Raw genomic sequence first — 23,628 nt, forward strand, 5'->3', positions numbered from 1 at the left:
CCCGCGCGCGCCGGACGGCCGCTATCTCTCGGTGGCCGAGGACGGCTGCGTCCGCGCCGCCGCCGACCAGCCCGGCGGCTGGGTGGTGCGGGAGACGTTCCGCCCCGAACCCCATGGACACTCCCACGAGAACCGTCACGTCCTGCGGCACGTAGGCACCGGTCGCCTCGCGGCCCGCTCGGCTCGCGCGCCTCGGCTTCTGACGGTCGGGGGGACGACAGGACCCAGGGACGACTACGGCCCGAGCCCCCGCACAGTCGGTTCTTCCCGCATGCCTTGACCTGCGGTTTTCGCCCGACCTGCACAAACGTAGCCCGCCTCAGCCCGCCTCGCGTCGCCTCGGCCCGCCCCAGACCGTTCTGCCTTGCCTCCGTGTTCCCACGGGAACACCAGGCGGGAACCCGGACTCGCATCTACTCTGGCCTGCCGCTCACCACCTCGGGGGGTGCAGGCCTCCATCTATCGCCATACTGGCTGGAAACTGCCCCAGGCTCCGACGCGGACAGCGTCGAGGCATGGGCTGGAACAGGTGGTTGGGACATCCTCGACGGCCTCCTCCACCGGATGACGCGGTGACGGTAGAAGGCCCCGATGATTACTGGGGCCCTCTACTGATTGACGACTCAACCGCATCCCGGGGTGTCCTCAGTGGTTGATTTTGAGAAGTGAAGCTCTGCGGCGCCTGCGATGCTCTGCGGTTTGTTAGTCGCCTGCACCTCCCCAAACCCCGGCTGCTTCCAATACCTTTGCAAGTATCGGAAGGTTGTCACATAGTCGAGGTCCGATACCCCCGTGTCATCCCTCTTGGTTAGCTCGTAGCTGTCCGTTGTGCAAGGGGTCACATAATCATCAGTTTCCTCGTAGACAGGTTCGCCGGCCGGATCCACGAAGACGAATCGCACGTCGATCAACGCCCTGGCCTCGTGGTTCTCTATAATGAGCCAGTCCTGCTCCCCCTTTTCCCCCAGCCCCACATAAGCATAGACCTTGGGAATTTGCTGCTGAATCGAAAGTTCCTGCTGCTTGAGTGCAATTTCTTCCAGTGCGTGAATCGTCCACGCCGAGAGTATCAACGCGAGAAGCGCCATTAGAGTCGCTGCGACCTGTGAGTAGGTGCCGATAGTTGCAGCCCTACTCTGCAGGGAGCGACGCTTCTCCGGATTAGGGGGAACGCCATTCATGTTGGGCTCGCGACACAGTCCATCTGTCTATTCCAGACTGCGACTGAAGAGCGCTATCCGCATCTGGAGACAGAAGTCCCCGCCCGCCCGGGGCTGGAACTTCCACTACTCCCGTCCACGCTGCTTCGTCGACGGCCGCCTTCTCCGGGTCTCGGATCAGTCAGTGAGCCTTTGCCAACCTCAGTTTGAGCAGGTCAGGTGGAGGGTGAGGACGGCTTGGAGGTGGCTGGTAATTCGGGTGGTGCTGCAGCGGAACTTCCGTAGCAGGCGCCAGGTCTTCAGGGTCGCCATGGCCTGCTCGCCGAGGGCCCGGATGCGGGCGTGCGCGGCGTTGACCGCGCGTTGGCCTGCCGAGAGCCGGTCCCACCGGCCGCGGAAGGGCACCCGCACGGTGCCGCCCGCGCCCTGGTAGCCCTTGTCCGCCCAGCAGGTCAGGCCCGCCTCGGTGAGGGCGTCGATGATGCCGTGGGTTCGGGCGGCCTTGATGTCGTGCACGGCGCCGGGCAGAGCGGGCGAGGCCCACAGCAGCTTCCCGTGTGGATCGGCGATGACCTGCACATTCATGCCGTGCTTCTTGTGTTTACCGGAATAGAAGGGCCGGTCAGCGGCGATCCGGTCGATCGGCAGCAGCGTCCCGTCCAGGATCACGAACGCCTTTGCCGAGGCTGCCGTCACCGCTGTGGCGAGGTCGGGCGCCCGTACCGCGAGCACTGCGACGGCTTCCGTGATGTACCGGTACACCGTGCTCACGCCCACCTCGAACCCGGCCGCGAGCTGCGCGTAGGTATGCCCCAGGCGCAGGTGTGCCAGTACCAGCAGCGCCTGGCGGCCGGCGGACAGCCGGCGCCACCGAGTCCCGCACGCCGCCCGATGTGCGACCAACCGGTCGGTCAGGAACCGCAGGTGCCGAGTGGACAGGTCGAGGGCAGACGGGTAAACAAGCACATCAAGCTCCTGGCGGCACGGGCGATCTTGGTCGTGAACCCGTCTACCAGGAGCTTCATCGCGTGCGCAGCCCAACCGGTGTATTCATCAGCCGAGTTGGCCGTCGGCCCTCATCGTTGCCGGTTCTGTATACGCTGGTGCGCGTGGATGTAACGGGGTGTCTTGGGTGTGACCTTCTGACCGGGCGCCGGGAGTTGCCTGGGGGCGTCCTGCACGAGACCGCTGCCTGGGTGGTGAACCACGTCGTCGGCCCGATGAATCTCGGCACCCTGATCGTCGGCCCGCGGGACCACGTCGTGGCCATCGCCGAACTCGACGACACGGCAGCGGCGGAACTCGGCCCGCTGCTGCGCGACACCGCTCGTGTGGTGGAGACGTTGTGCCAGCCCGAGCAGACCTACGTCTGCATGTGGTCGCACGGCCGCGACGCGCGCAAACACCTGCACATCGCGGTCCAGCCGGTGACCGCTGAGGTGAGGGCCCGCTACGGCGGGCTGCGCTCCGAGCAGCTCCAGGCCCGGATGCTGGCCGACGGTGACAAGCCGGACATCACGGAGGTCGAGCGGTTCTGTGAGCGGGCTCGCGAGCTGTTCCGGTCGATCGCAGACAGCAGCGCCGAACACCGCAGCTGATCACGCCCTCAACGTGAGGTTGGAAAAGGCTCAGTGAGGGGTCATGGCGGCCCCTGCGACTGCCGGAAGCCCGGACGGAGCGGAGGCCGACGGCCGCTCAGGCGCCCACGGCGGAGAAACCGCCATCCACGTGCAGCACCTGGCCCGTGATGGCGCGGGCCGCATCGCTCAGCAGGAAGGCGACCGTGTCGGCCACCGGAGTGGCATCCGAGGTGTCCCAGCCGAGCGGGGCCCGCTCGGACCAGACTTTCGCCAGCTCGTCGAAGCCGGGGATGGACTCGCCGGCCATGGTCGTGATCGGTCCGCTGTCGACCGCGTTCACGCGGATGCCCTTCGGCCCCAGGTCCCGGGCGAGGTAGTGGTTGACCGACTCCAGTGCGGCTTTGGTGGGGCCCATCCAGTCGTAGACCGGCCATGCCACGCCGGCGTTGAACGTGAGGCTGACCACTGACGCCCCGAACTCGGACTTCTCCAGCAGCGGCAGCATGCTTGCCGTCAAGGCCTTGAGGGAGAACGCCGAGACGTTCATGGCGGTGGACACGGACTCGAACGGCGTGTTGAGGAAGTTCCCGCCGAGGGCGTCCTGCGGCGCGAACGCGACGGCGTGCACCACGCCGTCAAGGCTCTTCCAGTAGTCCCGCTGGATCTCCTCGGCCATGGACTGCAGGTCGCCGGGCTTGGTGACGTCTGCGGACATGCACACCAACGGCACCTTCGGCAGCCGGTGCGAGACACGGGACATGATGGCCCAGGGTCGTCCCGGGGCGTTGGCGAGGATCACGTCCGCGCCCGCCTTCATCGCTGCCGCGGCGATGTTGAAGCCGATCGAGGTCTCGGTGAGGACACCGAAGACCAGGCTCTTCCTGCCGGTCAGACTCATACTCAGTCCTTTCACCGCAGGTCTCGGTGCCCACGGCCTTGTCCTTCTTGACGGCTTCGCTGTCCGGCCACGGGGCCTTACTGCGAAGGGGCTTGCAGAGCGTCAGATCACTTCGGTGAGTCGGCGCGGCCTCCTCCTCTCAGCTGAGGATGCCGGTGATCTCCTGACCGGTGAGGGCCTGCGCGATCTGCCACCGCATCCCGCCCCGGCTGCCCTTGATCAGGACGACGTCGCCAGGCTGGAGCAACTTGTCGAGGAGGGCGGTCGCCGTCTCGTTGTCCCGAACGATGGCGGCCTCGACACCGGCATCAGCCGCGCCCAGAGCGACCTGTTTGGCCATCGCGTCGCCCACAGCGATCACGATGTCGATGCCGAGCTCGCCAGCCGTCTGCCCGAGCTCCCAGTGCGCTCGGGCCGCCTCGTCGCCGAGCTCCAGCATCTCGCCGAGCACGGCGATCCGCCGCGCCAGAGGCTCGCTGTTGGCGGCTTGGACGGTGGTCTGCTCAGCCACTCAAGATCACGCCCCTGCCTGCATAGAAGCGGTCCAGTCGTTCCCACGGCACCTCATGGGCCTTCTGAGAGATGCCGGGCAGCCCTGACGGGTTGTGCACCATCAGTGCCTCCTCTCTCGTTCCGACGGCGAGCACCAGGTGCCCGCCCTTGCTCGGCGGCCGTTCGTCGGCCGTGCGGATCGTCTTGTGCACGGAGAGGAGGACCAGGCCGCCGTCGGTGACGGCTTCGGCAACGCGGGCGGCAGGCAGCTCGGGGGCGGCCTCGGCCGCCAGTCCCCACCGGGCCGTCACGTGTTCGGCGAAAGGTCGGTAGATCAGGCCCTTCACCTGGTCCCCTTCGCGTACGTAGGCGCCGGCCTCGCACAGCTCTTTCACGAGCGGCACGGAGGGCGGCACCGGGCGCCCCCAGTAGTCCAGCGCCATCCGCAGGCACGCCACGCCGCACATACGCGGCGCCCAAAAGGCGTACTCCTGCGGGCTGTCGGCTCCGGACTTCTGCCACAGCGGGTCATCCGCCGCGTCCCGTCGGCCGGTGATGAACTCCGGGACGAGGGCGGCGGATTCCCACTGCGAGTAGTAGGGCACGGGATGGGTGATCGTCAGGGCGCGCATGCGCCCCAGTCTTACGGAAGGTAGGCCGGCTTCGTGAACGCAGTCCTGACGATGTGCTGCATCAGGGCGGGATACGGGATACCCCCGGCCCTCGCCATGGTGGCGAGATTCCCCCGCTCGCTCAGGCCCGGCAGCGTGTTGCACTCCAGGACCGTGACGCGGCCGTTCGCCGCCGCGAGGAAGTCGACCCGCAGCACGCCGTGCGCGCCGATCATGCGGAACACGCGGCGGGCGAGGTAATGCATGGCCTCGGTAGTCGGGGCCGGGAGGATCGACGGGCAGTGCTCGACACGGAGGTCCGGGTTGTGCTTGGCCTCGTAGTCGTAGAACTCGTTCCGCGACTCGACGTCATGCACGGGCAGCGTCACGAGCCGGCCGTCGACCTCGACCAGGCCGACCGTGCACGGGATGCCCTGGACGTACTCCTCGACCATGTACTCGGCGTAGGGCTCGGCCTTCGCCGCTTCGAGCATCTTGCGGAGCGCTCCCTCGTCGCGGGCGATCCCGGCGGCAAGGCTGCCGCCCCCCGACGAAGGCTTCATGAACACCGGATATCCCAAGGTGTACTGCACCACGGACAGCACGGACGCCACGGTCGCCGTCGAATCGACCATGGTCCACCGGGGCGTGTCGATGCACTCCTTCGCGAGCAGCTTCTTGAAGGTCGGCTTGTGCATGCCGAGCGCCGAGGCGAGGACGCCGGACCCGGTGTACGGCAGTCCGAAGGTGTCGAGGGCGCCCTGAATCTTGCCGTCCTCTCCACCGAGGCCGTGCAGCCCGAGTAGGGCAACGTCGACCTGGCCTGGCAGGGCCGAGACCGGCGTTTCCGCCGTGTCGATGAGCTGCGTCTCCAGGCCCGCCCCTGCGAGCGCCTTCGCCGCATGCTCGCCGGACGCAAGCGATCCCGGCCTCTCCGGGGAGTCGCCTCCACACAGGACACCGATCCGCAGGGTCTGGATGTCCGGCACCGTCATTACCGTCACGGTCTCTCCTTTGAGCGTCATGACCACCGGCCCGCTACGTCACGGGACGGCTTGCGACGGTCCCGGCTGCACCGCTCCGCCCGAGGACGTGCAGCCGGGACCGCGATACCCGCCCCTGCGGCCGGGCCTGGACGCCCCCCTCGGGGGTGATGGGGGCGTCCGGCCGCCAAGGTCTCCGGTCACGGCGGCACGCCGGCCCGGGGCGGGGGTCTGTGGTGTTGGTCCCGGCCGCCGTCGAACCAGGCGGCCGGGACCGGGACCCGCCCTGAGCCGGTATGGCCTTCACCCATCACGGGAGGGATGAGCGGGCGGGGTAGGGCCCCCGCGGAGCGGCGCCGCCGCCGTCTCCGTGGGGGTGCATGTGAGGCGGTCAGGCCGCCGCCATGAGCTCAGCGACGCGGCTGAACTCCTCCTCCAGGCGGTCGCGGCCGAGGCGGGCGAACTCCGCCTCCAGGTCCATCGGCGTGACCTCGTAGAGCATGGACACCAGTCGCGCGGCCACCACCCACGCGGCGGCCGGGGAGCCGTACTCCACCTGTTGGTCCTGGGCGAAGGCTCGCAGCGTCTGCGGGTCGTGCACGTGGCCGATGACGCCCCAGGCGGGCGTGGACCTCACCCACGCCGCCACGTGGTGACGTCGCAGGTACGGGCAGACCTGCACGGCGATGGCGGCGCAGGGCAGGCACACCGGCGGACTCGCCGTCAGCTCCCCCTCCTCCACCGGCCGCCCGATGCCGTGCATCACGTAGAGGCGCGGCGCATCCAGGTCCGAGACCGCCGGGCGCGCGCAGACCTGGCACAGCTGGTCCAGCATCGCCCGGCGCTGCCGGAACGGGTGGACCTCCTTGAAGCGCGGTTCCCCGCGCCGCGCCTTCGGCAGGAGTGACGGCCGTACCCACGGCACGCCGAAGCTGTCCCGGTCGTGCGGTGTCTCGTCCACGAAGCCGACCGCTGGCCCCGGGCCGTGGGTCAGGCGCGGGGTGATGATCTGCTCTCGGCTGTAGCCCGCGATGTACGGCACGACACCGGGCGGTGGCGGCGGCAGGATGCTCGACGCCTCGGGGCGCGACCGCAGGCGGTCCGGTGCGGTGGTCACGTGCTCTTCCCCCTTTGCGGATGGCCCCTGCAGGGGCCGGTCAGTGGCCGGTGGCGACGCCGACCAGGAGCGTGATGATCAGGGCGCCCAGGACGACCACGTACAAGGCCTGGCCCGCCGTGCTGTCCGGTCGCCAGCGGCTCATGTCCCTTGGCCCGCCGCGGCGGCCTGGCGGGCCGTGCCGAGCTGGACCATCGCCCACACCAGCCGCGGGTCACAGAGCGCCCCAGGGGAGGCCATGGGGACGGCCCAGAACGAGCGGCCCTGGGGGTCGTCAGGGTCCGGCGACGGCACGCCCAGGTAGCAGTCCCGGCCGAGGCATTCCAGGCCCCGACGGGACCGCGGCTTCCACCGCCACGCCGTGGTGGCGGGGACAAGCGCGTGATAGTGGTCGGCGTACCGGTCTCCGGTCACCGGGCCGCGTTCCAGCGCGCGGGCGAGGAACGCGTTCACCTCGTCCTGGTCCTCCGTGCGCGCGACGGTGCGCACCAGGTCACCGGGGAGCCGGACCGCGGCGAAGATCCCGCCGCACGCCAGGAGCGCCACGCCTTGCCCCTGCCACTCCTTACGGGCCACCTCGGCGTCACCGGCGGCGGTCAGGAGCCAGTGGGCGACGGCGAGGTGCCGCTCCCGCCGGTCCACCAGGTCCACGGGGTCCACCCCGTGCCGTTCTTCGGTCCGGTTCACCGCTCGGTCTCCGCTCGCTCCCGGGCCGGCGTGCGGGGGTCCGGTAACGGCATGACGGGGGCGAGCGGGAAGGGGAGGAGCGGGCCCGGCTCTGTCACCGGTGTCGTGGCGGTCACGGAGGCGTCGGTCAGGTCACGGCGCCCTTGCCGGTCATCTCGTGTTCTCCGCATGGTCCATGCCCCTGGCGTCGACATCTGGTTGGATGCCATGGACCGTACGGGCGTCGTGTGACGTGGACCACACACAGGGCATGGCAGTTCGCCGCGGTGCGTCAGCGAACTACCACGCTCCGTAGTAGTTGTGTCGGGACGTCAGGCGTGGACGTTAAGGTGGACCGCCATGTCCCGCATCTCCTTGGTGAGTGTCCGCTTCCGGGTGCTGAGAATGTCCCGCATGACGTAGCGGGCCATCGGCTGATGCTGAATCCAATTGCCGGTCGTGCGCCGGATGCGGACCAGCTCGTCCATGGCGTCCTGCGTGGAGCCCAGGATCACGTGGGCCTTCGCCACGTCCAGCCGGTGACGGTTCCAGTTGAAATTGGTCGGCCGGCCGACCTTCCGCCGGGCGCTCCGGGAAAGGAGGCCGTCGCCCGCGCGGCGGAGGACGCCGTGGGCGTCCCCGGCCAGGGCCAGGTCCTCCACGGCCTTGAGCTCTGCCGTCACCGGCCCGAACCGGCTGAAATGGGTGCGGTAGTCGGCGTGCTCCACGCCCACGGCGGACGCCGCGGTAGCAGCCATCCGTCGGGCCTCCGCCGCCTCGTCCGGCCGGTTGTTCCGCACCGCCGCCGACGCGATCCGGAGCCAGAGTTCCCCCCACACCGCCAGCTGCCCGGCCGTGGCCGTGGAGAACTTCGGTTCGATCTGCTCCGCCGTCGTGGCCGCCAGGTGCTCCGCCTCGTCGAAACGGTCCTGCCGGAGGAGGAGCCAGCACAGGCCGGTGACCCCGGTTGCAGCGGCCTGCGTGTCGTCCAGCTCCCGCGCCAGGCGGATACCGTCCACGAACGCGTGATACGCCATGTCGTACTGCCTCACCTGCGTGAGGTACTTCCCGGCCAGCAGCAGAGCGTGAGCCTGCACGAGGACGGCCTCCTGGTGCGTCTCCTCCTCCCCGGCCGCCACCGTCGCCGCCTCCGCGGTGCGCAGCAGCCCGGGGAGCATCCGCGCGACGGAGTCATACCGGTCCGCGTTGTAGAGCTCCAACGCGTCCTCAATGCGCCGGCGGATCTCCGGCAGGGACTCCGCCTCGCCCGGGTCGGCCAGAGTCTGCGCCGAGATCCCCACGGGCGGCATGAGCGCCTGCCGAAGCTGCGCCAGGAGCTGACGGTTCGTCCCGTCCTCCTCCACCGGGAGCGGCGCCCCTGGCGCGAAGAGCGTGGAGGTAGGTACGCCGAGCGTGCGAGCAATGAGGTGCAAGGTGTCCACCCGAGCCTGGCCGCCCTGCTCAATCTTCCTGATCGTCCCGACCGACAGGCCGGAGTCTTCCGCGAGTTGTTCCTGACTCATTCCGGCCGTCCGGCGAAGAGCGCGGACGGTCTCTCCCAACGGGCTGGAGTTGTGCGCCATACTGGAGCCTCCGTTTTGACCTCGACACTCAAAACGGTACTGCGAACAGCGCCCCGTGACGCCCCCAAAGCTCACGGGGCGTTGACGTACCCCGGCGTCCGCTGGCCGCCTTTACTTCCCTGGAGCCGGCCGTCCAGTTGACGCCCGGTCAGGCGTTGAAGCCCTTCTGCCGCACACCCGGCCCCCACTTCGCTGCGACGACGGCGAAGCAGTCACGGCACAGCGGGTTCGCACCCTCGCCGTACCTCTTGCACTTCTCCGAACACCGGGCGCACAGGCCCTCCTCGGCAGACCCCCACACGGGGTACGGGTAGCTCCCCAGTTCCACGACGGCGGGTGTGCCCATCTCGGCGTCCGTTCTACTTGCTCCGCAATCTTTCGAACAGAATAGAACGCGATTGGCGGTGCACACTGTCAGTGACACCTCGTACCGTATGCGTATGCCCTCTTCCCCCAGGCCATCCGGCCAGGTCGCCCCTGCGCGGGATCAGGTCAACGAGACAATCCGCCACCTCATGGACCAAGAACCGAGCCCGGAGCGCACCGCCGCGTACCACCTCGCCCTTGAGGCGTGGGCGGCCGGCTCCGACATCGAGGTCGTCGAAGCGGCCTGAACATGGACGCGCCCCTACCGGGAGTGCCATTTGGTAGGGGCGCGTACTCACCAGGCGGGACACCTGTCGTGGACGGCACCAGACTATCGGCGCCCTCCTACACCGGCCCCGACCAGCGAAGATGCCAGCTGCAGTGCAGGCAGCCGCGGCGGCCGCGTGCTCAAGATCCGCGCCATCTCACTAAAGGCGTACGCGGCCGGATTGCGCGCGGCCGTCTCCGCGCAGTCCCGGCACGAGATCAGGCTGTCGTGTCCGCGTGTGCGGGCCGCTGCCCGTCGACGAGCGCATGCCGGTTCCACGGGTGTTGGCACACCGGACACGGCTCGGAGTGGGCGGCCCGCCGCATCTGCCGCGCCGCCCTAAAGGGTGTTGCAGAAGGCGGTGATCACGCAGGCTGAGGCGGTGTTTGGGCGTGTGTGGTCATGCGGTGAGGGCGAGGTTGTGCATGCGGGCGACGGCCTGGACGGCGTGGTGGAGGCCGTCGCCTCGGTTCTGGTCCACGCCAGGAAACTCGCAGCGGCCCTGTGTGAAACTCTGCCCCGGCATGTGCGATCTATGAGGTAGAGGAGAGAGATGCGCCGGGTGGGGACGGCTGCGGCCGTGATCGTGGCGGCCGTGATGCTGGCAGCTTGCGGTGGCGGAGAACGCGACTCAGGCGCGGATGCGGAGGGCGGCCACTCGGCCGTGGCGGCGGACCGGGCCGCGGTGATTCGTGAGGCGGTGCGGGACGACATCCGAGCGGCCGTGGCCGCTGGTGACTTCGGGCCACCGCGCTTCATCGCCGCGAAGGAGCTGCTCAGCCCCTGCGAGGTTAGTGCCGTCGTGCGGGGCGGCACCAAGCCGGATCCGGAGGCCGTCGCCAAGGTCGTCACCAGGCTGAAAAACCGTGGCTGGGGCAAGACGAGGCAGCACTCGTCCGCCGCCGACGAGGGTTGGTCGCTGGAGAAGAAGGGGTGGATGCTGACCTTCGTCTCCGGAACAGTCTCCGAGAAAGCCGTCGCCTTCGGTCCGGACGTCGAACGGCAGGGACGAGCCAAACCATTCGAGGGGCTGGTGTTCCGAGGGGCGGGCCCTTGCAGCACCCCTTCCGCTACCGCGTCGCCCTGATCTCCGTCACGACGTGCCAAGGGTCGGAGAGGAGCGCGCGTGGCCCCCACGTGCCCGATCAGCCAGTGAGCGGCGGGGACCAGCGAGGAATACCGGTGAGCATCCCGGGAACGCGCAGCTGCCCACGGTGCATATCTCCTGCATATCTCCAATGTGCACCCTTTTGCCTTGGGGCTGCTCCATAGCAGTCAGCAAGGGCCAGGCCCAAGATGGAATCAGCCATGCGGCGACTAGCGTGCGTCAACGAGAGGTTTGACACGGAGGCATACGCCATCCGGCACCGCAATCTTCCTTCGTGGGACGCGCATCTCCAGCCAGCGGCTGGTCTTGTCGCCGGTGGGCGTCACCGTCATGCCGGCCTCGGCCGCGGGCTGCGGTCGGCCGACTGCTGCAAGTGGGTGGCCTTCGTCGTGCACTGTGCGGTGGTCCCGGCAATCCTGGAGGTGTGCCCAACGTCCCCTCCCCGAACGGCGGCACGGCAGAGCACCGTCTGGACTGGCCGCGGACCGACTACGCGGGTGCGATCTACGGTGCGCTCCTGGCCGCGTCCGTCATAGCCGGGACCGGAGCGTTCGGTCCGTTCCCCCGCCTCGGACTCGTGCTGTTGCTCCTCGTCACCGGCATCGTGTTCTGGGCCGCCCACGTCTACGCCCGTCTGGCCGGCGAGCGGGCGCACGGGCAGTTTCTGAGCTGGAGCGAGGTACGCCATGTGGCCCGGCACGAGTGGCCGATGGTCCAGGCCACAGTTCCCCCAGCCGTTGCAGTGGCGATCAGCCCCCTGCTGAGGCTGGGCCTTGCCGGAACGGCATGGTTCGCACTCGGGGTCGCCCTGATCGAGCAGGTCGCGTGGTCGACCGTTGCCGCCGTGCGCGCCGGAGCCTCTCGCCGACTGGTCGTGGTCTCCGGTCTGGTGAACCTGGTGCTCGGCCTGATCATCGTTGTCGCCAAGTCGACCATCCATCACTGATTCCGTCTTCCAGCGGGCTGAGGAAGGGCTTCACAAGAAGAACGCTCCGAGCACGCGAGGAGAGGAGACCTGTGGTGTCGAATGATCCCATCGCGGCGGTGGTCCAGTACGTCGATGCCTTCAACCGCGGTGACGCGAAGGCGATGGCCGCGACGTGCGCTGACCCGATGCAGATCCTTGACGGGATGGCACCGCATGTGTGGCAGGGACCAACAGCCTGCGAGGACTGGTGGAGGGACGTGCTGACCGAGGGTGCGCACCTGAGGGCCTCGAGCTACCACATCGAACTCGCGGAGCCCCGGCATGTCGATGTCACCGGCGATCACGCCTACGTCGTTGTCCCCGCGACCATGACATTCGACCTGCGGGGCAAGCGGGTCATCCAAAGCGGCTCGGTCTTCACGGTGGCGCTCCGCAAGGCGGGCACAGCGTGGCGCCTCACGGCCTGGGCGTGGACCAAAGGGGCTTGACCGGCCCGCAGCCCCCTCTCCGCTCAGCGGGCGCGCCCAGCAGTCCGGTGCCACGCTGGATTTGGGTTTCGGCCTGTGGGAGACAGAGGAGCGGACATGGAGATCAAGCCGCAGGCGGTCGCCATCCCCAAGGAGACCGATCATCTGGAGCAGGGAAAGTACGGCCCCGTCTTTCCCCGGACCCCGGCCTGTTACGGATTCACGATCATCGCCGACGTCAAGCCGGGCAGGGCCGAGGCGATACGGGAGCACGGCCACAACCTGGCCAGCGCGCTTGAGCAGGACCCCTACCTTCTCGCCCCGTTGAAACTGCACTACCTGCGCTGGGTTCTCTTCGACGACGACACCCGGTTCATGTACCAGGGGATCTTCGACACCGACTTCGACAAGTACACCGAGGACGCCGTCGCCCTGTTCAGCAAGGCGGGCGTGAGCACCACCTTCGAGAACCTCGAAGGGTTTCCCGAGGACTGGCGCACGAACCCCGAGGCATTCGTACGGTTCGTACGGGAACACCACTGTCCGAGCTTCATCGAGTACGGAGAGTATCCGTACGTGACGGCGGACGAGATCAAGAAAGCTCTGCGGATCAAGAGCGCCCTTTCGGAGATGCTCGACCAGATGCAGTGAGGCGGGACGAAATGAGCGAGGTCAGGACCGCACGCACGTACAACCAGCGGCACATTCCGCGGAAGTACACCCCTGGCGGGCGGCGGGTGAGCATCTACGTCTCCTGGAGCTATCCGGCCGAGGCCGGCCGCAACGCGACCGAGCTGGACAACCGCTTCTCCACGATGACCGAGGTCAGGCGGGTCGCCTGGCCCGCGTACGAGGACCCGAAGTGGTCGGACCCGTACCGGTTCCAGCAGGGCATCGCCGGCTCCCTGGAGCTGTTTTTCTGGGCCTGGGTGCCCTTCCAGGACTACGTCGAGGAGGTCACGGGGCATCCCGTCCCGGTGTACCAGCGCATCGACCAGGCGGGCTTCTTCACCCCTCTCGACGAGCGGGTGCTCGGCGACACCGACGTCATGTTCGTTTTCGGGCTGGACCACGCGGTCACCGAGCAGGAGGCCCAGCCCGGAGAGATCGAGGCGCTGCGGGCTTTCCTCGCGCGGGAGGACGCCTGCCTCGTCCTGGGCCCGCACCACGATGTCGGTTCCTCGGACGACCTGAAGGTCCGGGAGATGGAGTACCGCCATCACGGCGATCCCCTGGTGCCCCGGCAGCAGCGGTTCGCCACCTATGTGAGGGACTTGATGAAGGGCCTCGGGGTGCCGGTCATGAACCGGTACGGGCTGCGTCCGGCCACGCGCGAGGGCAACCAGATCGCCCCGCTGTCCACGGTCCGGGACCTGGACCCGAAAGGCTGGCTGGCAGGGGTGACGAACTTCAACTTCCACATGCACCTGCCGCACTACGACGTGACGACGGACGACCCGGACGCCGTCCGTGTGCTGGCCAGGCAGCCGATCGACACGTCACGGCCGCATCCGTTCACCGAGGCCGGCAACGCGGAGTTCAACATGTTCCTGTGGATGCCGCCCCGCGGTGATCGCGCGGCCGATCTGCTGCTGGCGGACTCGACCATCTTCAGCTCCCTGTTCGGCGGTGACGACAGCCTGCGGAACTTCTGGCGGAACGTCGTCTCCAAGTAGAAACTGCGCGGAGGTGAGCGGTGAGCACGCACACGGACGTCTCGTTGGAACTCGACGACATCCAGCGCGGGGTTCTCAGCCCCCGGCCGACGCCATACGCGGCGACCTATATCGCCTTCCGCATCGATGACCGTGGAGACGGCCGGGAGTTGATGCGGCGGGCGAGTACGTTGGTGACCTCCGCAGCGGAGTCGGTCAGCCCCCTGGGCGAGACCTGGGTGAGTGTGGCCGTCACCTGCCGCGGCCTGGAGGCGCTGGGAGTGCCGCGCGCGTCGCTGGACACGTTCGCCTGGGAGTTCCGGCAGGGCATGGCAGCCCGCGCCACAGCACTGGGCGATGTGGGCGAGAGCAGCCCGGAGCACTGGGAGGCACCGCTGGGCAGCCCCCATCTGCACGTGGTCCTCACGGCGGTCGCGCCCGACCCCGCTCACCTGGAGGCGGCCGTCGACCGGGCCCGCCCCGCCTACGACCGGCTCTCCGGCGTGACGGCGATGTGGCGACAGGACTGCAACGCGCTGCCCACCGAGACGGAGCATTTCGGCTATCGCGACGGGGTCAGTCATCCGGCCGTCGAAGGCAGCGGCATACCGGGCTCCAACCAGTTGGAAGTGCCGCTGAAGGGAGGTGAGTTCGTCCTCGGCTACCGGGACGAGATCGGCGGCATTCAATCCCCGAACCCGACCGTGCTGGGGCGCAACGGCAGCTACGCCGTCTTCCGCAAGCTCCATCAGGACGTCGCCGAGTTCCGCCGCTATCTGAAGGACAACTCGACCGGGCCCCCGGACGAGGAGCTGGTCGCCGCGAAGATCATGGGGCGCTGGCGCAGCGGAGCTCCCCTGGCACTGGCCCCGGACCACGACGACCCGGCCCTCGGTGCCGACCCGTACCGCCGTAACACCTTCCTGTACGCGAGCGACGATCCGGCGGGGTTCAAGACGCCCGGCGGCTGCCACATCCGCCGGGCCAACCCACGCGACGCGGCCGTGGCGGGAGAGGTGCGCCTGCACCGCATGATTCGGCGCGGCGCCGTCTACGGCCCGCCGCTGCCCGAGGGGGTACTGGAGGACGACGGAGCCGACCGCGGTCTGATGTTCGCGTTCATCGGCGCGCACCTGGGGAGGCAGTTCGAGTTCGTCCAGTCCCAATGGATGAACGACGGCGTCTTCTTCGGCGCGAACGACGCCCAGGACCCCGTGACCGGATCCCATGACGGCTCCGCCGGCTTCACCATTCCCCGGCGGCCGCTGCGCCGACGCCTCTCCGCACTGCAGCGGTTTGTCGTCACCCGAGGAGGCGAGTACTGCTTCCTGCCGAGCCTGACCGCCCTGCGCTGGCTCGGCGAACTCCGCGACTGACTGGGGTGAGGGAAGCCCGATGGAGACCCTGCACCTGGCGCTCAACGCCGTCACCGTCATCTTCATCGCGGCCACCATGTTCGCCGCCGGCCTGGGCGCCACGGTCACGGCGCTGCGCGGTGTCTTCGCCGACGTCCCGCTCATGGTGCTGGCGCTGATCGCCAACCTGGTGGTCGTCCCGCTGCTCGGCTGGGGCATCGGTGCGCTGTTCGGCCTGCCCTCCGCCTCCTTCATCGCGCTCATCCTGGTCGCCGCCTCTCCGGGCGGGCCCTTCGGGGCGAAACTCGCCATGGTGCAGAGCGGTGACGTCGTCGGCGGCGCGGCGATGCAGGTGCTGCTTGCCTCCGTGGGCAGCATCACCTTCGCCCCCACCGTCAACGGCCTGCTGACCGCCGCCGACGTCGGCACCAACGTCTCCCTCGACGTCGGAGCCCTGGTGCGGACCGTGGCCCTGCTGCAACTCGTACCCTTCGCCATCGGCTTGCTGATATGCCGCTACGCCGAGCCCGCCGCACGGTCATGGCATCCCCCGGCCGCCAGGGTCTCCAACGTCACATTCCTGATCGTGCTCGCGGGCATGCTGCTCGGCAACTGGCAGGGCGTCATCTCGCTCCTCGGCTCCCTCGCCCTCCTCGCCGGGTTCCTGCTCTCGGCCGTCGCCTTCGCCGTAGGGACGCTGCTGGCCACCGGCCCGGCCGTGCGACGCACCACCATGGGTGGCGTCGCATCGGTGCGCAACGCCGGTCCCGCACTGGCCGCGATCGGCATCGCCTTCAACGACCAGCCCGCCATCCTCGGAGCGCTCGCCGCCATCCTGCTCAGCGGCCTGGCATCAGCCCTGCCGATCGCCACATTCCTCAGCAGCCGGCGAAGGACCGCAACCGCAGCGGAGACAGAGAGGCGAACGAACGGCCGACGATGACGCTCTCATGCTCATCGACGGGGCGGGCCGCATCATCGAGTGGCGCCGCGCCGTCCCGCCGGCGCTCGCCGCCTGACCATATGAGCATCGTCTCCTCAGCAGTTGTCCGGCGGGGCCCGGAAGCGACCACACTGGATCATGCAGGTCCGGTCGGCCGTAGCTCGCGGATCCTGACGGCAGAAGGCGACGGCAACAGAGCCGTAGGCATGTGGACCTTGACGGTAGCAGGGGGACTGCCTTTAGCCCTTGGAGTAGCAACGCGGCAGCGCGCATGTAGCCAAGAATGAACTCCTAAAGCGGTGCTCACCTTCCCCTCTGCTCAGGGCGGCCAGGGCGTGAAGCCGGCGGACAGGTCGAGGTAAGAGGGGGAGCCTGGAGCTGTCGGGGTCCAGCCCTCGCGCAGGGCAGCGTTCGACGGCTTGGGCAACCTCGGATTGGCCTCGCGTCCGATCCAATTGCTCGGGTGCGGCTGGTTGGTGGTGACCACGAGCGTTGTCCCCGGAGTGTCCGCATGCTCGACCGCGAACGTGCACGGTGACCAGACCAGGCCTGAGAGTAGGTCGGCCTGCGTCGCAACCGCCAGCGGTAGGCCGTGCCGTCGACAACGATGCGCCGTGCGCCCTTACGCCCCAGTGCCATGACTCCCCCTCGACGCGGAGAATGCTAACGAAGCGGCCGTCGGGGCTTGCTCTGGTCGACAACATCGGCGGCATAGTTGAGGCCAGCGGGGTGCAGCGAGGCATACGCGTGCGTGTTCGGGCGGTGCACCCGCCGTCGTGGCTGACTGTCGTCGGCTGAGCCTGTGAATGTTCTGCCTACAAGGAGAAAAGATGGATCTATTGAAGAGCATCGTCTGCATGACCGAAAATTCCGAATTTATCGCCCGGTGCAACTTCGATGAACCCAAAGACGTCTCGGGGCCAATTCAGATAACCTTCATCGAATGCGACACCATATCTAATCACCTCTTCACATCCGGCACATGCCGACAGGTGGACTCCGATTGGGAATTTAGGATGCCACTTGAAGAAGCGACTCGGCGCCGTTTGATCCGGCTAACTGCTCTTACAAACGGCTCCGGTAGTCCAATCGAGGTTAGACAACCCCAGCTGTTCTTGGAGCCCGCCACGCCGGGCGCTTGGGAGCAGGGAGACACCGCTGAATCAGAGTTGGCAAGGATCGAATCAGAACGCGAAGCGCGCTATCAACTCACCCTCAAGGCCGACGATGTGACGACGGGAGATCCCGTATTCTCTTCCGTGACCCTGGTAGACGGGATCCTATTGACAGCCAATCTCAGAGTCCCAGGAATCAACGCTCTACGACTCGAGGAGTCATCACTTGGGTCGGACGGCGTGGAAGTTCTAAACTCTGTCCTTCCTCAACTTGGCTTCACCTCTGCAATAGCTCCTCAGGCGTGGATGTCTGACATGCGCCGCAGACGTCCTGCAATTGTGCTGCACATGCCGTCGGTCCAAGCGACTGATGTTCAATCCGCGTCCGATGTAACCCGCAAGGCAGCTCACCAGCTGTTGGATCTCTTGGCACTTAAACGCGGAAGCCGAGGCCGCATCGTGGGAGGGGCACTCGGGCTACCTGACCCCTCCACGGGAAAAATCGCTTTCTCCGGCTCATGGATAGAGGGAGGTGGTTATGAAGGCAACCTGATGGGTGGTTTCGTATCGGGCGAGGATCCTGCAGGATTATTTAGTGACTGGCAACACATGGCCACGGATCCGCGCATCCAGCTCTGGTTATCACTATACGCCGACGCCCTTTCGGAGAATCGATGGGACTATCGGTTGTTCCGCTGCTTTAACCTAATAGAAGGGATTGCGAAAGAAGTGCTACCCCGAAATCTACGGGTCGTAGACAGCGGTGGAAACCCGATCCTCAAGGGAGATGGCAAACCCTACACTGTGGGCCAGGCGCAGGGGGCGGCGTATGAGCTGATAAAGAAGATCGCGCATTCAACCAATCAAAATCTTTCAAATTTTGTGTCTCACGTACCAACGGGTCCCGCGAGCAACCTTTGGGACGAGGTAGGAATCTGGACTTCGGTGCGTAACTCCGTCGCTCATAAGGGGAGTTGGGCTTTGCCCCACGGAACGACGCCTGATGCGAAACACTTGAAGGTACAGGCTGAGATCCTACGGCGGGGAGACGGCGCGAATATCGCTATTGGGGCATGGGTTGTGGTGCGTTCCGTGCGCACGGCTGTGGAATCGGTCATCCGCGCAGGATTCCGGCAGATGATCTGAAGCGGCTGTACGAGCGCCATGGGGCTCGTACAGCGATGGCCTGAGCCCAAAGCATCCTGAGTGTCTAACTGCGTGACAACGCCGACGAACAGCAGTGGACAACCGCAGACGTCTGCGGAGCGTCGCGACAGGTGAGAGGCACACCGGCCCGAGGTCGGGCACTCACCGCAGTTGCTTCGGGACGAAGAAGTCGTGCGTCGCCGCGGAGTCCGCCCCCTGCCTCAGGTCAGGTCTGAGCGTCCGCGTCTAGGTAGTCACGGGCTTCACTTATCCACTCTGCAAGAGTCCGCTCCAAAGCAGCTTCCGCCTCGCGTAGGGCCTGTCGCCGGTTGTCTGGGGGGGACCGTGCCTTGCATCGTCGATCAGCGAGGTGGCTCGCCTACCCGTGACCCCACACTGCGCCAGAGTCGTCAGTACGAGAGCTTGGGCCTCGGCCACGGCTACGTTGCGTGCGCCTGCCGCGCTGATTGGGTAACTGCTGCCCTCCGCCTGGGCTCGAGCTGCTGCTCTCAGATCATGGAGGGCGTCCCGTGCAGCCAAGGCATGGGCAGCAGTTACGCCATCCGGTCCCTCACCCTTCTCTACCGAACGCAAGACGGCATCTGCTCGTGCGACAGTTGAAGCCTTGGCTGCGGCCAAGAGGACGGCAGTGACTCCCTCACGAACACGGCCGGCTACTTCTGCCACATGGGCGGGACCTTCCAGCTCAACCACAGAGTGGGCGAACTTCACAGCGTCAACAGCCGTGGTAACAGCATTGTTCAGCCTGGCGTGATCCTCATTGGGTCCTGCCTTCCGGACCAGATCACCAGCAGCTACGGTGGCGTCATTCACGGCCGTTGCGAACGTTGCCCACGCTTCACGCCTCAGCGTGTGACGCCACTGGCGATACTCGGCCCTGGCTTGGCTACGCGAAGCGTCCAGGGCTGCGCGGTAGGTGGCCTCGGCCTGTGCTATCCCCACCTGGGCGGCAGCTTGCGCTTGCGCCCGACCCACTTCAGCCCCAAGCTCGGCCGCGCGTACGGCTGCTTTGGTCTGAGCGCGCCCAATCAGAATGGCGGCAGGTATGCCTACGAGGGCCACGAGAGCAGATGCGACGGCACCTACGCCTTGAAGATCCATGGCCGCCCATAATGCCGCGAGTCGTCCAGCCTTTGGAACAGTGCATAGCTGCCCGCAGGTTGCCTGAGCCCGGCGGCTCCCTGGGAGAAGCGGTCTCTACGGTTCCTGGTACGTGGCTGCACTAGCTTGGCTACCGTCAGCGCATGGTCAACAGCTCGCGAAGCAGGGATGAGATCCTTCAACTCGGTGTCGCAGCAGCGGCACACTGCACCATGCCGCGTGACGGGCTGTGCAGTCCCGTCGGCAGCGAGGCCTACAGGTCTGCCTGCCTGGACCTCAACTACCACGCTGGCATCGCAGCGGCCCGCGCCGGCTACACCGCTGAAGAAGTAGGCCCCGAAGCAGCCGACCTCTTCAGACGGGGCTTTACTCGGTACCTGGGTGACAGCGAGCATTTCCACACCCGGTGATCGGCGGGGGACAGGCGTGCCTTGCAGCTCGGCTGCGGACCGGACCCACCCCTTGGCAGTAGCCCAGCCACCTGAATAGGAGTACAGGTATGGACAAGACCAGCCTCCTCGCCTCCGCGCAACGCCAGATGAACCGCGCCATGAGCGCCTGGTGTACGAGCGACAACGACATGGCCGTACTCCATGGAGGCATTGGCACCGAACACCTACTCAAGGCACTCCTCGCCGCCCGCCACCCATCCCTTCTCGTCGACGGCCGCGATTTCAATAGCCTTCTCCACGCCACCGGTCAGAGCACCTACGCAGCCTCTCCCGCAACCAAAGTCAAGACCATCGGAGCCGTAGAAGCCTTCAAACGCGCCGCCAATCTGATCAACATGCCGGTCAAAGAGCGTGATCTTGACCCACTTCTGACGGCCCGAAACGGTGTGGCACACGTCGGCGCACACGACGATGGCATTACTCATGACGCCCTAGCCATCGCTGTCACCGTGGCGGACGCTGTCCTGACAGACCTCCAAGAGGACATCCCGAGCTTCTGGGGACCGTGGGCAGACGCCCGCCTGGACCTCGAACAGATGCAGCGAGACGCCCAGATCGCGGCAGAGCAGGCTCTCAAGGGAGCAGGTGTCGAAGCTGCCGATGGACCGCAACTGGAAAACTGGGAAGACGGGCTCCTGAGACCCGAGGTCGAAGACTTCCGCAGCGAGAACTTCCAAACCGCCCAGATAGCAGTGGCCGTGAAAGTCAGGTGCGCCAAGAAGCTGTACCGCTTCGTCTACTACGGGAAGACGCCGGAAGAAATCGCGAAGGCCGACATGGTGGAGCCAGAGGCCGATAGGAGCGAGTACGGCGCGTGCGTTTACCGGTCCGTGAAGTGCCCCGTATGCGGCGCAGATGGTGATGTCGCGGCATCCCTGGGTAACCAGCCCAAGCGTCGCGCGAAGAAGGGGAGAAGCCGCTGGAGGGGGGAGTTTCCTGACTACTTCGATTGCTACACCTGCGGCCTCGAACTCGACAACCGCTACGAACTCGAAGTCCTCGGCATGGCCCAGCCGTCCCGAGACGGATGGTTCGTCTACTAAGGGTGTGTACGGGTCGGACGGGCTGTACGGCGGCTTGGAGCCCTGCCCGGACCCGAAGCTCGTTCATCGGCTGACCTCCACGTCTGACATCAACGACAGCAGACGTGGAAACCCCGGGGCGGCCGGTCGCGGCCATCCGGTCCTGCAGGTACCACGGGCGCCCTGACTACTGATCGAACTCCTAATGCGGTGCTCACACGATGCCGCCGTCGGCAGTGACGGCAACGCTGACGGCAACGACGGCGGACGGCAGCGGCACTCGGCGGCCCGGCACGGTGGCGGCACGAGATGATCTGACCGGCCCGCCAAGGCGTGCCCGCATCTTCTAAGCGCCTGTCCAGGCAGCCAGATTGAGCACGACCGTGCCAGGAGCGTGCCAGACCGTGCGGGGAACCACAGGGAACATCGGGCAACGACCTGACAGCAGATCGGACGTTGATCCGGTTCCGCTGTAGGTCAGTGGAGCGCTCCTCGACAGGGAACCCAAGCTTCCCAAGCTGAGAGCGCGAGTTCGATTCTCGTCACCCGCTCCATGCTCGTACCGCTACGGGTCCAGCGCAGTGCCGAGCACCGCGTCATCCGTCACGTGCTGGGTGCCGCAGCGGCAGCGCCCGGAGTCGGGCCGGTTGTGCACCGGGCCGAACGAGGGGGCGGTGAGGGTCGCGAACACGCCGGGGTGCTGGCGGATCTCACCGGACTGCCCATCCGGGAATCGCCGGTGATTCCGGCACGGATCAGGTGGTAGACGTCCCCGGCGTAGGTCCAGGCGCAGGCTTGGGATTGGCCCCATCCCCAGCGCCGAGTTCCTCGTCGCCGCGGGTGACCTGGCCGCCTACCCCGACGCCGGGCACCTCGCCTCCGCCGCCGGCCTGGTCCCCGTCGCCAAAGACTCCGGACGCCGCACCGGCAACCTCCGCCGACCCCAGCGCCACAGCCGCCGCCTGCGCAGAGTGTTCTACCTCTCCGCGCAGACCAGCATCATCCGCGACGGCCCCAACCGGACCTTTTACCTCAAGAAACGAGCCCAGGGCCACAAGCACATACCCGCCGTCATCGCTCTCGCCCGCCGCCGCGTCGACGTCCTCTGGGCCCTGCTACGCGACAACCGCCGTTCACCATCAGTCCCCCAGCAAGGACACGGACCGCTACAGCAGCTTGACCCGGTCATTAAGACTCCACCGACCTCACGTGCACCCGTGCGCGTCCCTGTGGGGCCGCCCGTGGCCTCTACGAGGAACTCGTCATCAGCCGATGCCGCTCATGTCCAGCACCTTGGCCTTGTCCGGGGACTGCACGTCCAATGGCTCATCGAAGGCACTGAACGATGTGGCGGTGTCGAATTCGTCGCCCTTGTAGACGACCTTGAGGATGTACGGCTTGCCCTCGGTAGCGACGTAGAAGGTGAAGGAGCCGTCCTTCTCGTCGGTTACCTTCAACGGAATCGCTGGGGCGCCGTTGACCTTGGTCGGTTCGCCCTTGTCCACCTGACCGAAAGAGGCGAATTCATACGTGCACTGGGAGAGCCCATCTCCCGGCTGCGACTTGCTGGCAGGGGTTTTTACCCAACGATCCTGTTTGTCCGCACCGACCATGTGCCGGCCTGACTCCTCGAGGTAGGTCCGATTCGGGCGGACGTAGTCCGTCCCGTCGATCCGGATTTGTTCGAGGCTGGCACCTGTGGCTGAGGTCGACTTGAACGCGCACTTGGCCTTGAGGTCGGTTGTCAGACGGCTGGAGCGATCATCACCCCCGGTCACCTTGGTGACCGTGTCGATGGTCACTGACCTCAGAGCTCGCATCGTGGCATTCGCGTCGTCAAGCATCTGATTGGCGGAGAGCGGCTCCGCGGCGCTGCCGTCTGCACAGCCAGTCACGGCGACCCCCATGACCAGGCAGGCCAAGGCCGCCGTCACGGCGGTCGGTATCGTTCGCACGAGACCCCCCTGAGTTCTGAACCGGATCATGCTACGGGACTCGGGCCGCCCGCAGCCGTCGGGGGACGGCTGCAATACAGCAGCGCAGTACAGCAACCACCGTGACCGCAGCAGACCTTCAACGCCCTCAAGCAGCCGCCTGGCCACCCAGGCAGACCTCAGCAACCGCGACGCCCGTAGTTCGCATCGAGACAGCCCAAGACACGGTCCCGTGGCTGTGCCACACGGCCGCACAGAATGCCACAAACGGGAACGGCCACCCCCGGAGCTAGGGCGGCCGTTCGATCAGGAGCCGGACGTGTCGTCCGGCGGAGGGGCTGGCTCCGCGTCCGACGGCGACTCGGGCTGGTCCGCGTTGTCCGGGCACAGACGGGCCAGCCTCGAGTTCGCCAGGTCCACCGCGTCCCGGAGACTGCCCCCAGAGTTCGGGTACAGCTCGTGCTCCACGCGGGTCAGCCGATCCTCGATCCCGGCCACTCGTTCCATGACGCCGGGCCTGGCCGGAAGGCCCGGCCGCCCCTCTTCGCCGTACCAGTCGTCGAAGAACTGGGCGGCCCGGCCGCCGAGATGAGAGGAGGCCCGGACAATCCGCCATGCGACGGTGCCCACCCCTCCGAGGACGGAGATCGCCCCGCC

At 67.1% G+C, this 23,628-nt stretch carries 24 protein-coding genes and 3 pseudogenes; 12 read left to right on the top strand and 15 right to left on the bottom strand.

Annotated elements, in window-relative coordinates:
* Positions 1–623: 623 nt before the first annotated feature.
* Both BZY54_RS04880 and BZY54_RS04885 read right to left on the bottom strand, forming a co-directional pair.
* Positions 624–1,088 carry a hypothetical protein gene (locus BZY54_RS04880; RefSeq protein ID WP_086723296.1) on the bottom strand — a complete coding sequence of 155 codons (465 nt, stop codon included), beginning with the start codon at positions 1,086–1,088 and terminating at the stop codon, positions 624–626.
* A 273-nt stretch (positions 1,089–1,361) separates the two neighbouring features.
* Positions 1,362–2,126, bottom strand: coding sequence for an IS5 family transposase (locus tag BZY54_RS04885; RefSeq protein ID WP_086723297.1), 765 nt, complete (start codon positions 2,124–2,126; stop codon positions 1,362–1,364).
* 143 nt (positions 2,127–2,269) lie between these two features.
* On the opposite strand from BZY54_RS04885, the gene BZY54_RS04890 reads away from it, so the two are divergent.
* Complete coding sequence (locus BZY54_RS04890; protein WP_086723298.1) at positions 2,270–2,758, top strand: HIT family protein; 489 nt, start codon at positions 2,270–2,272, stop codon at positions 2,756–2,758.
* 97 nt (positions 2,759–2,855) lie between these two features.
* Here BZY54_RS04890 and fabI read toward each other — a convergent pair whose 3' ends face one another.
* The 9 genes from fabI to BZY54_RS54655 form a co-directional block, all read right to left on the bottom strand.
* Complete coding sequence (fabI, locus tag BZY54_RS04895) at positions 2,856–3,644, bottom strand: enoyl-ACP reductase FabI (RefSeq protein WP_208640556.1); 789 nt, start codon at positions 3,642–3,644, stop codon at positions 2,856–2,858.
* A gap of 133 nt (positions 3,645–3,777) precedes the next feature.
* Positions 3,778–4,149 carry a glutamate ligase domain-containing protein gene (locus tag BZY54_RS04900; protein ID WP_244216965.1) on the bottom strand — a complete coding sequence of 124 codons (372 nt, stop codon included), beginning with the start codon at positions 4,147–4,149 and terminating at the stop codon, positions 3,778–3,780.
* Positions 4,142–4,762 carry a C39 family peptidase gene (locus tag BZY54_RS04905; protein WP_086723300.1) on the bottom strand — a complete coding sequence of 207 codons (621 nt, stop codon included), beginning with the start codon at positions 4,760–4,762 and terminating at the stop codon, positions 4,142–4,144. The genes BZY54_RS04900 and BZY54_RS04905 overlap by 8 nt, the downstream gene beginning before the upstream one ends.
* 11 nt (positions 4,763–4,773) lie before the next feature.
* Positions 4,774–5,736, bottom strand: a complete 963-nt coding sequence (locus tag BZY54_RS04910; protein WP_086723301.1) for a D-alanine--D-alanine ligase family protein — start codon at positions 5,734–5,736, stop codon at positions 4,774–4,776.
* Between the two features lie 379 nt (positions 5,737–6,115).
* Complete coding sequence (locus BZY54_RS04915) at positions 6,116–6,841, bottom strand: hypothetical protein (protein WP_086723302.1); 726 nt, start codon at positions 6,839–6,841, stop codon at positions 6,116–6,118.
* Between the two features lie 141 nt (positions 6,842–6,982).
* Positions 6,983–7,528, bottom strand: a complete 546-nt coding sequence (locus BZY54_RS04920; RefSeq protein ID WP_086723303.1) for a hypothetical protein — start codon at positions 7,526–7,528, stop codon at positions 6,983–6,985.
* 311 nt (positions 7,529–7,839) lie between these two features.
* Positions 7,840–9,090, bottom strand: coding sequence for a helix-turn-helix domain-containing protein (locus BZY54_RS04925; RefSeq protein WP_086723304.1), 1,251 nt, complete (start codon positions 9,088–9,090; stop codon positions 7,840–7,842).
* Positions 9,091–9,238: 148 nt separating this feature from the next.
* Positions 9,239–9,436: a hypothetical protein gene (locus BZY54_RS04930; protein WP_086723305.1), complete on the bottom strand. Its 198-nt coding sequence runs from the start codon at positions 9,434–9,436 to the stop codon at positions 9,239–9,241.
* Positions 9,437–10,124: 688 nt separating this feature from the next.
* Positions 10,125–10,250 (bottom strand): hypothetical protein, encoded by a 126-nt coding sequence (locus tag BZY54_RS54655; protein ID WP_279634647.1) that lies wholly within the window; start codon positions 10,248–10,250, stop codon positions 10,125–10,127.
* Positions 10,251–10,277: 27 nt separating this feature from the next.
* Between BZY54_RS54655 and BZY54_RS04935 the strand changes: the two genes are divergently transcribed.
* The 7 genes from BZY54_RS04935 to BZY54_RS04965 all read left to right on the top strand — a co-directional run bounded on the left by BZY54_RS04935 (position 10,278) and on the right by BZY54_RS04965 (position 16,180).
* On the top strand, positions 10,278–10,811 hold the full coding sequence (locus BZY54_RS04935; RefSeq protein WP_086723306.1) for a hypothetical protein: 534 nt from the start codon (positions 10,278–10,280) through the stop codon (positions 10,809–10,811).
* A 445-nt stretch (positions 10,812–11,256) separates the two neighbouring features.
* A complete protein-coding gene (locus BZY54_RS04940) occupies positions 11,257–11,778 on the top strand; it encodes a hypothetical protein (RefSeq protein ID WP_244216966.1) in 522 nt (173 codons plus the stop codon).
* A 74-nt stretch (positions 11,779–11,852) separates the two neighbouring features.
* The gene (locus tag BZY54_RS04945; protein ID WP_208640554.1) at positions 11,853–12,248 is read left to right on the top strand and encodes a YybH family protein; all 396 of its coding nucleotides are present in this window, start codon (positions 11,853–11,855) and stop codon (positions 12,246–12,248) included.
* Positions 12,249–12,344: 96 nt separating this feature from the next.
* A complete protein-coding gene (locus BZY54_RS04950; RefSeq protein WP_086723308.1) occupies positions 12,345–12,878 on the top strand; it encodes a hypothetical protein in 534 nt (177 codons plus the stop codon).
* A gap of 11 nt (positions 12,879–12,889) precedes the next feature.
* A complete protein-coding gene (locus tag BZY54_RS04955; protein WP_086723309.1) occupies positions 12,890–13,903 on the top strand; it encodes a hypothetical protein in 1,014 nt (337 codons plus the stop codon).
* A gap of 20 nt (positions 13,904–13,923) precedes the next feature.
* Positions 13,924–15,258: a Dyp-type peroxidase gene (locus BZY54_RS04960; protein ID WP_086723310.1), complete on the top strand. Its 1,335-nt coding sequence runs from the start codon at positions 13,924–13,926 to the stop codon at positions 15,256–15,258.
* A gap of 19 nt (positions 15,259–15,277) precedes the next feature.
* On the top strand, positions 15,278–16,180 hold the full coding sequence (locus tag BZY54_RS04965) for a bile acid:sodium symporter family protein (protein WP_086723311.1): 903 nt from the start codon (positions 15,278–15,280) through the stop codon (positions 16,178–16,180).
* A 319-nt stretch (positions 16,181–16,499) separates the two neighbouring features.
* Here the strand turns inward: BZY54_RS04965 and BZY54_RS54995 are convergent.
* Positions 16,500–16,819 (bottom strand): annotated as a pseudogene (locus tag BZY54_RS54995) (hypothetical protein).
* Positions 16,820–17,010: 191 nt separating this feature from the next.
* On the opposite strand from BZY54_RS54995, the gene BZY54_RS50185 reads away from it, so the two are divergent.
* The 3 genes from BZY54_RS50185 to BZY54_RS04975 all read left to right on the top strand — a co-directional run bounded on the left by BZY54_RS50185 (position 17,011) and on the right by BZY54_RS04975 (position 21,058).
* On the top strand, positions 17,011–18,441 hold the full coding sequence (locus BZY54_RS50185) for a hypothetical protein (protein ID WP_143668002.1): 1,431 nt from the start codon (positions 17,011–17,013) through the stop codon (positions 18,439–18,441).
* Between the two features lie 1,265 nt (positions 18,442–19,706).
* Entirely contained in the window at positions 19,707–19,973 is a 267-nt protein-coding gene (locus tag BZY54_RS50190) for a hypothetical protein (RefSeq protein ID WP_143668003.1), read from the top strand.
* Positions 19,974–20,062: 89 nt separating this feature from the next.
* On the top strand, positions 20,063–21,058 hold the full coding sequence (locus BZY54_RS04975) for a hypothetical protein (protein ID WP_086723312.1): 996 nt from the start codon (positions 20,063–20,065) through the stop codon (positions 21,056–21,058).
* Positions 21,059–21,605: 547 nt separating this feature from the next.
* Here BZY54_RS04975 and BZY54_RS04980 read toward each other — a convergent pair.
* A pseudogene (locus BZY54_RS04980) lies at positions 21,606–21,832 on the bottom strand (replication initiator); the annotation flags it as partial.
* 2 nt (positions 21,833–21,834) lie between these two features.
* On the opposite strand from BZY54_RS04980, the pseudogene BZY54_RS04985 reads away from it, so the two are divergent.
* Positions 21,835–22,217: pseudogene (locus tag BZY54_RS04985) on the top strand (transposase); the annotation flags it as partial.
* Between the two features lie 85 nt (positions 22,218–22,302).
* On the opposite strand, the gene BZY54_RS04990 reads toward BZY54_RS04985, so the two are convergent.
* Both BZY54_RS04990 and BZY54_RS04995 read right to left on the bottom strand, forming a co-directional pair.
* The gene (locus BZY54_RS04990; protein ID WP_244216967.1) at positions 22,303–22,971 is read right to left on the bottom strand and encodes a hypothetical protein; all 669 of its coding nucleotides are present in this window, start codon (positions 22,969–22,971) and stop codon (positions 22,303–22,305) included.
* A gap of 306 nt (positions 22,972–23,277) precedes the next feature.
* Positions 23,278–23,628: hypothetical protein (locus tag BZY54_RS04995; RefSeq protein WP_208640555.1), on the bottom strand; the 351-nt coding region annotated here is incomplete at its 5' end.

The sequence above is a fragment of the Streptomyces carpinensis genome (assembly GCF_002154505.1).
Lineage (GTDB): Bacteria > Actinomycetota > Actinomycetes > Streptomycetales > Streptomycetaceae > Streptomyces > Streptomyces carpinensis.

What these genes read in the sequence shown, in the direction of transcription:
- BZY54_RS04955 (WP_086723309.1), top strand. Translation starts at nt 12,890, where the DNA reads ATGAGCGAGGTCAGGACCGCACGCACGTACAACCAGCGGCACATTCCG.
- BZY54_RS04930 (WP_086723305.1), bottom strand. Translation starts at nt 9,436, where the DNA reads ATGGGCACACCCGCCGTCGTGGAACTGGGGAGCTACCCGTACCCCGTG.
- BZY54_RS50185 (WP_143668002.1), top strand. Translation starts at nt 17,011, where the DNA reads ATGGATCTATTGAAGAGCATCGTCTGCATGACCGAAAATTCCGAATTT.
- BZY54_RS04905 (WP_086723300.1), bottom strand. Translation starts at nt 4,762, where the DNA reads ATGCGCGCCCTGACGATCACCCATCCCGTGCCCTACTACTCGCAGTGG.
- BZY54_RS04925 (WP_086723304.1), bottom strand. Translation starts at nt 9,090, where the DNA reads ATGGCGCACAACTCCAGCCCGTTGGGAGAGACCGTCCGCGCTCTTCGC.
- BZY54_RS04975 (WP_086723312.1), top strand. Translation starts at nt 20,063, where the DNA reads ATGGACAAGACCAGCCTCCTCGCCTCCGCGCAACGCCAGATGAACCGC.
- BZY54_RS04910 (WP_086723301.1), bottom strand. Translation starts at nt 5,736, where the DNA reads ATGACGGTGCCGGACATCCAGACCCTGCGGATCGGTGTCCTGTGTGGA.
- BZY54_RS54655 (WP_279634647.1), bottom strand. Translation starts at nt 10,250, where the DNA reads ATGCCGGGGCAGAGTTTCACACAGGGCCGCTGCGAGTTTCCTGGCGTG.
- BZY54_RS04880 (WP_086723296.1), bottom strand. Translation starts at nt 1,088, where the DNA reads ATGGCGCTTCTCGCGTTGATACTCTCGGCGTGGACGATTCACGCACTG.
- BZY54_RS04935 (WP_086723306.1), top strand. Translation starts at nt 10,278, where the DNA reads ATGCGCCGGGTGGGGACGGCTGCGGCCGTGATCGTGGCGGCCGTGATG.
- BZY54_RS04965 (WP_086723311.1), top strand. Translation starts at nt 15,278, where the DNA reads ATGGAGACCCTGCACCTGGCGCTCAACGCCGTCACCGTCATCTTCATC.
- BZY54_RS50190 (WP_143668003.1), top strand. Translation starts at nt 19,707, where the DNA reads ATGGTCAACAGCTCGCGAAGCAGGGATGAGATCCTTCAACTCGGTGTC.
- BZY54_RS04950 (WP_086723308.1), top strand. Translation starts at nt 12,345, where the DNA reads ATGGAGATCAAGCCGCAGGCGGTCGCCATCCCCAAGGAGACCGATCAT.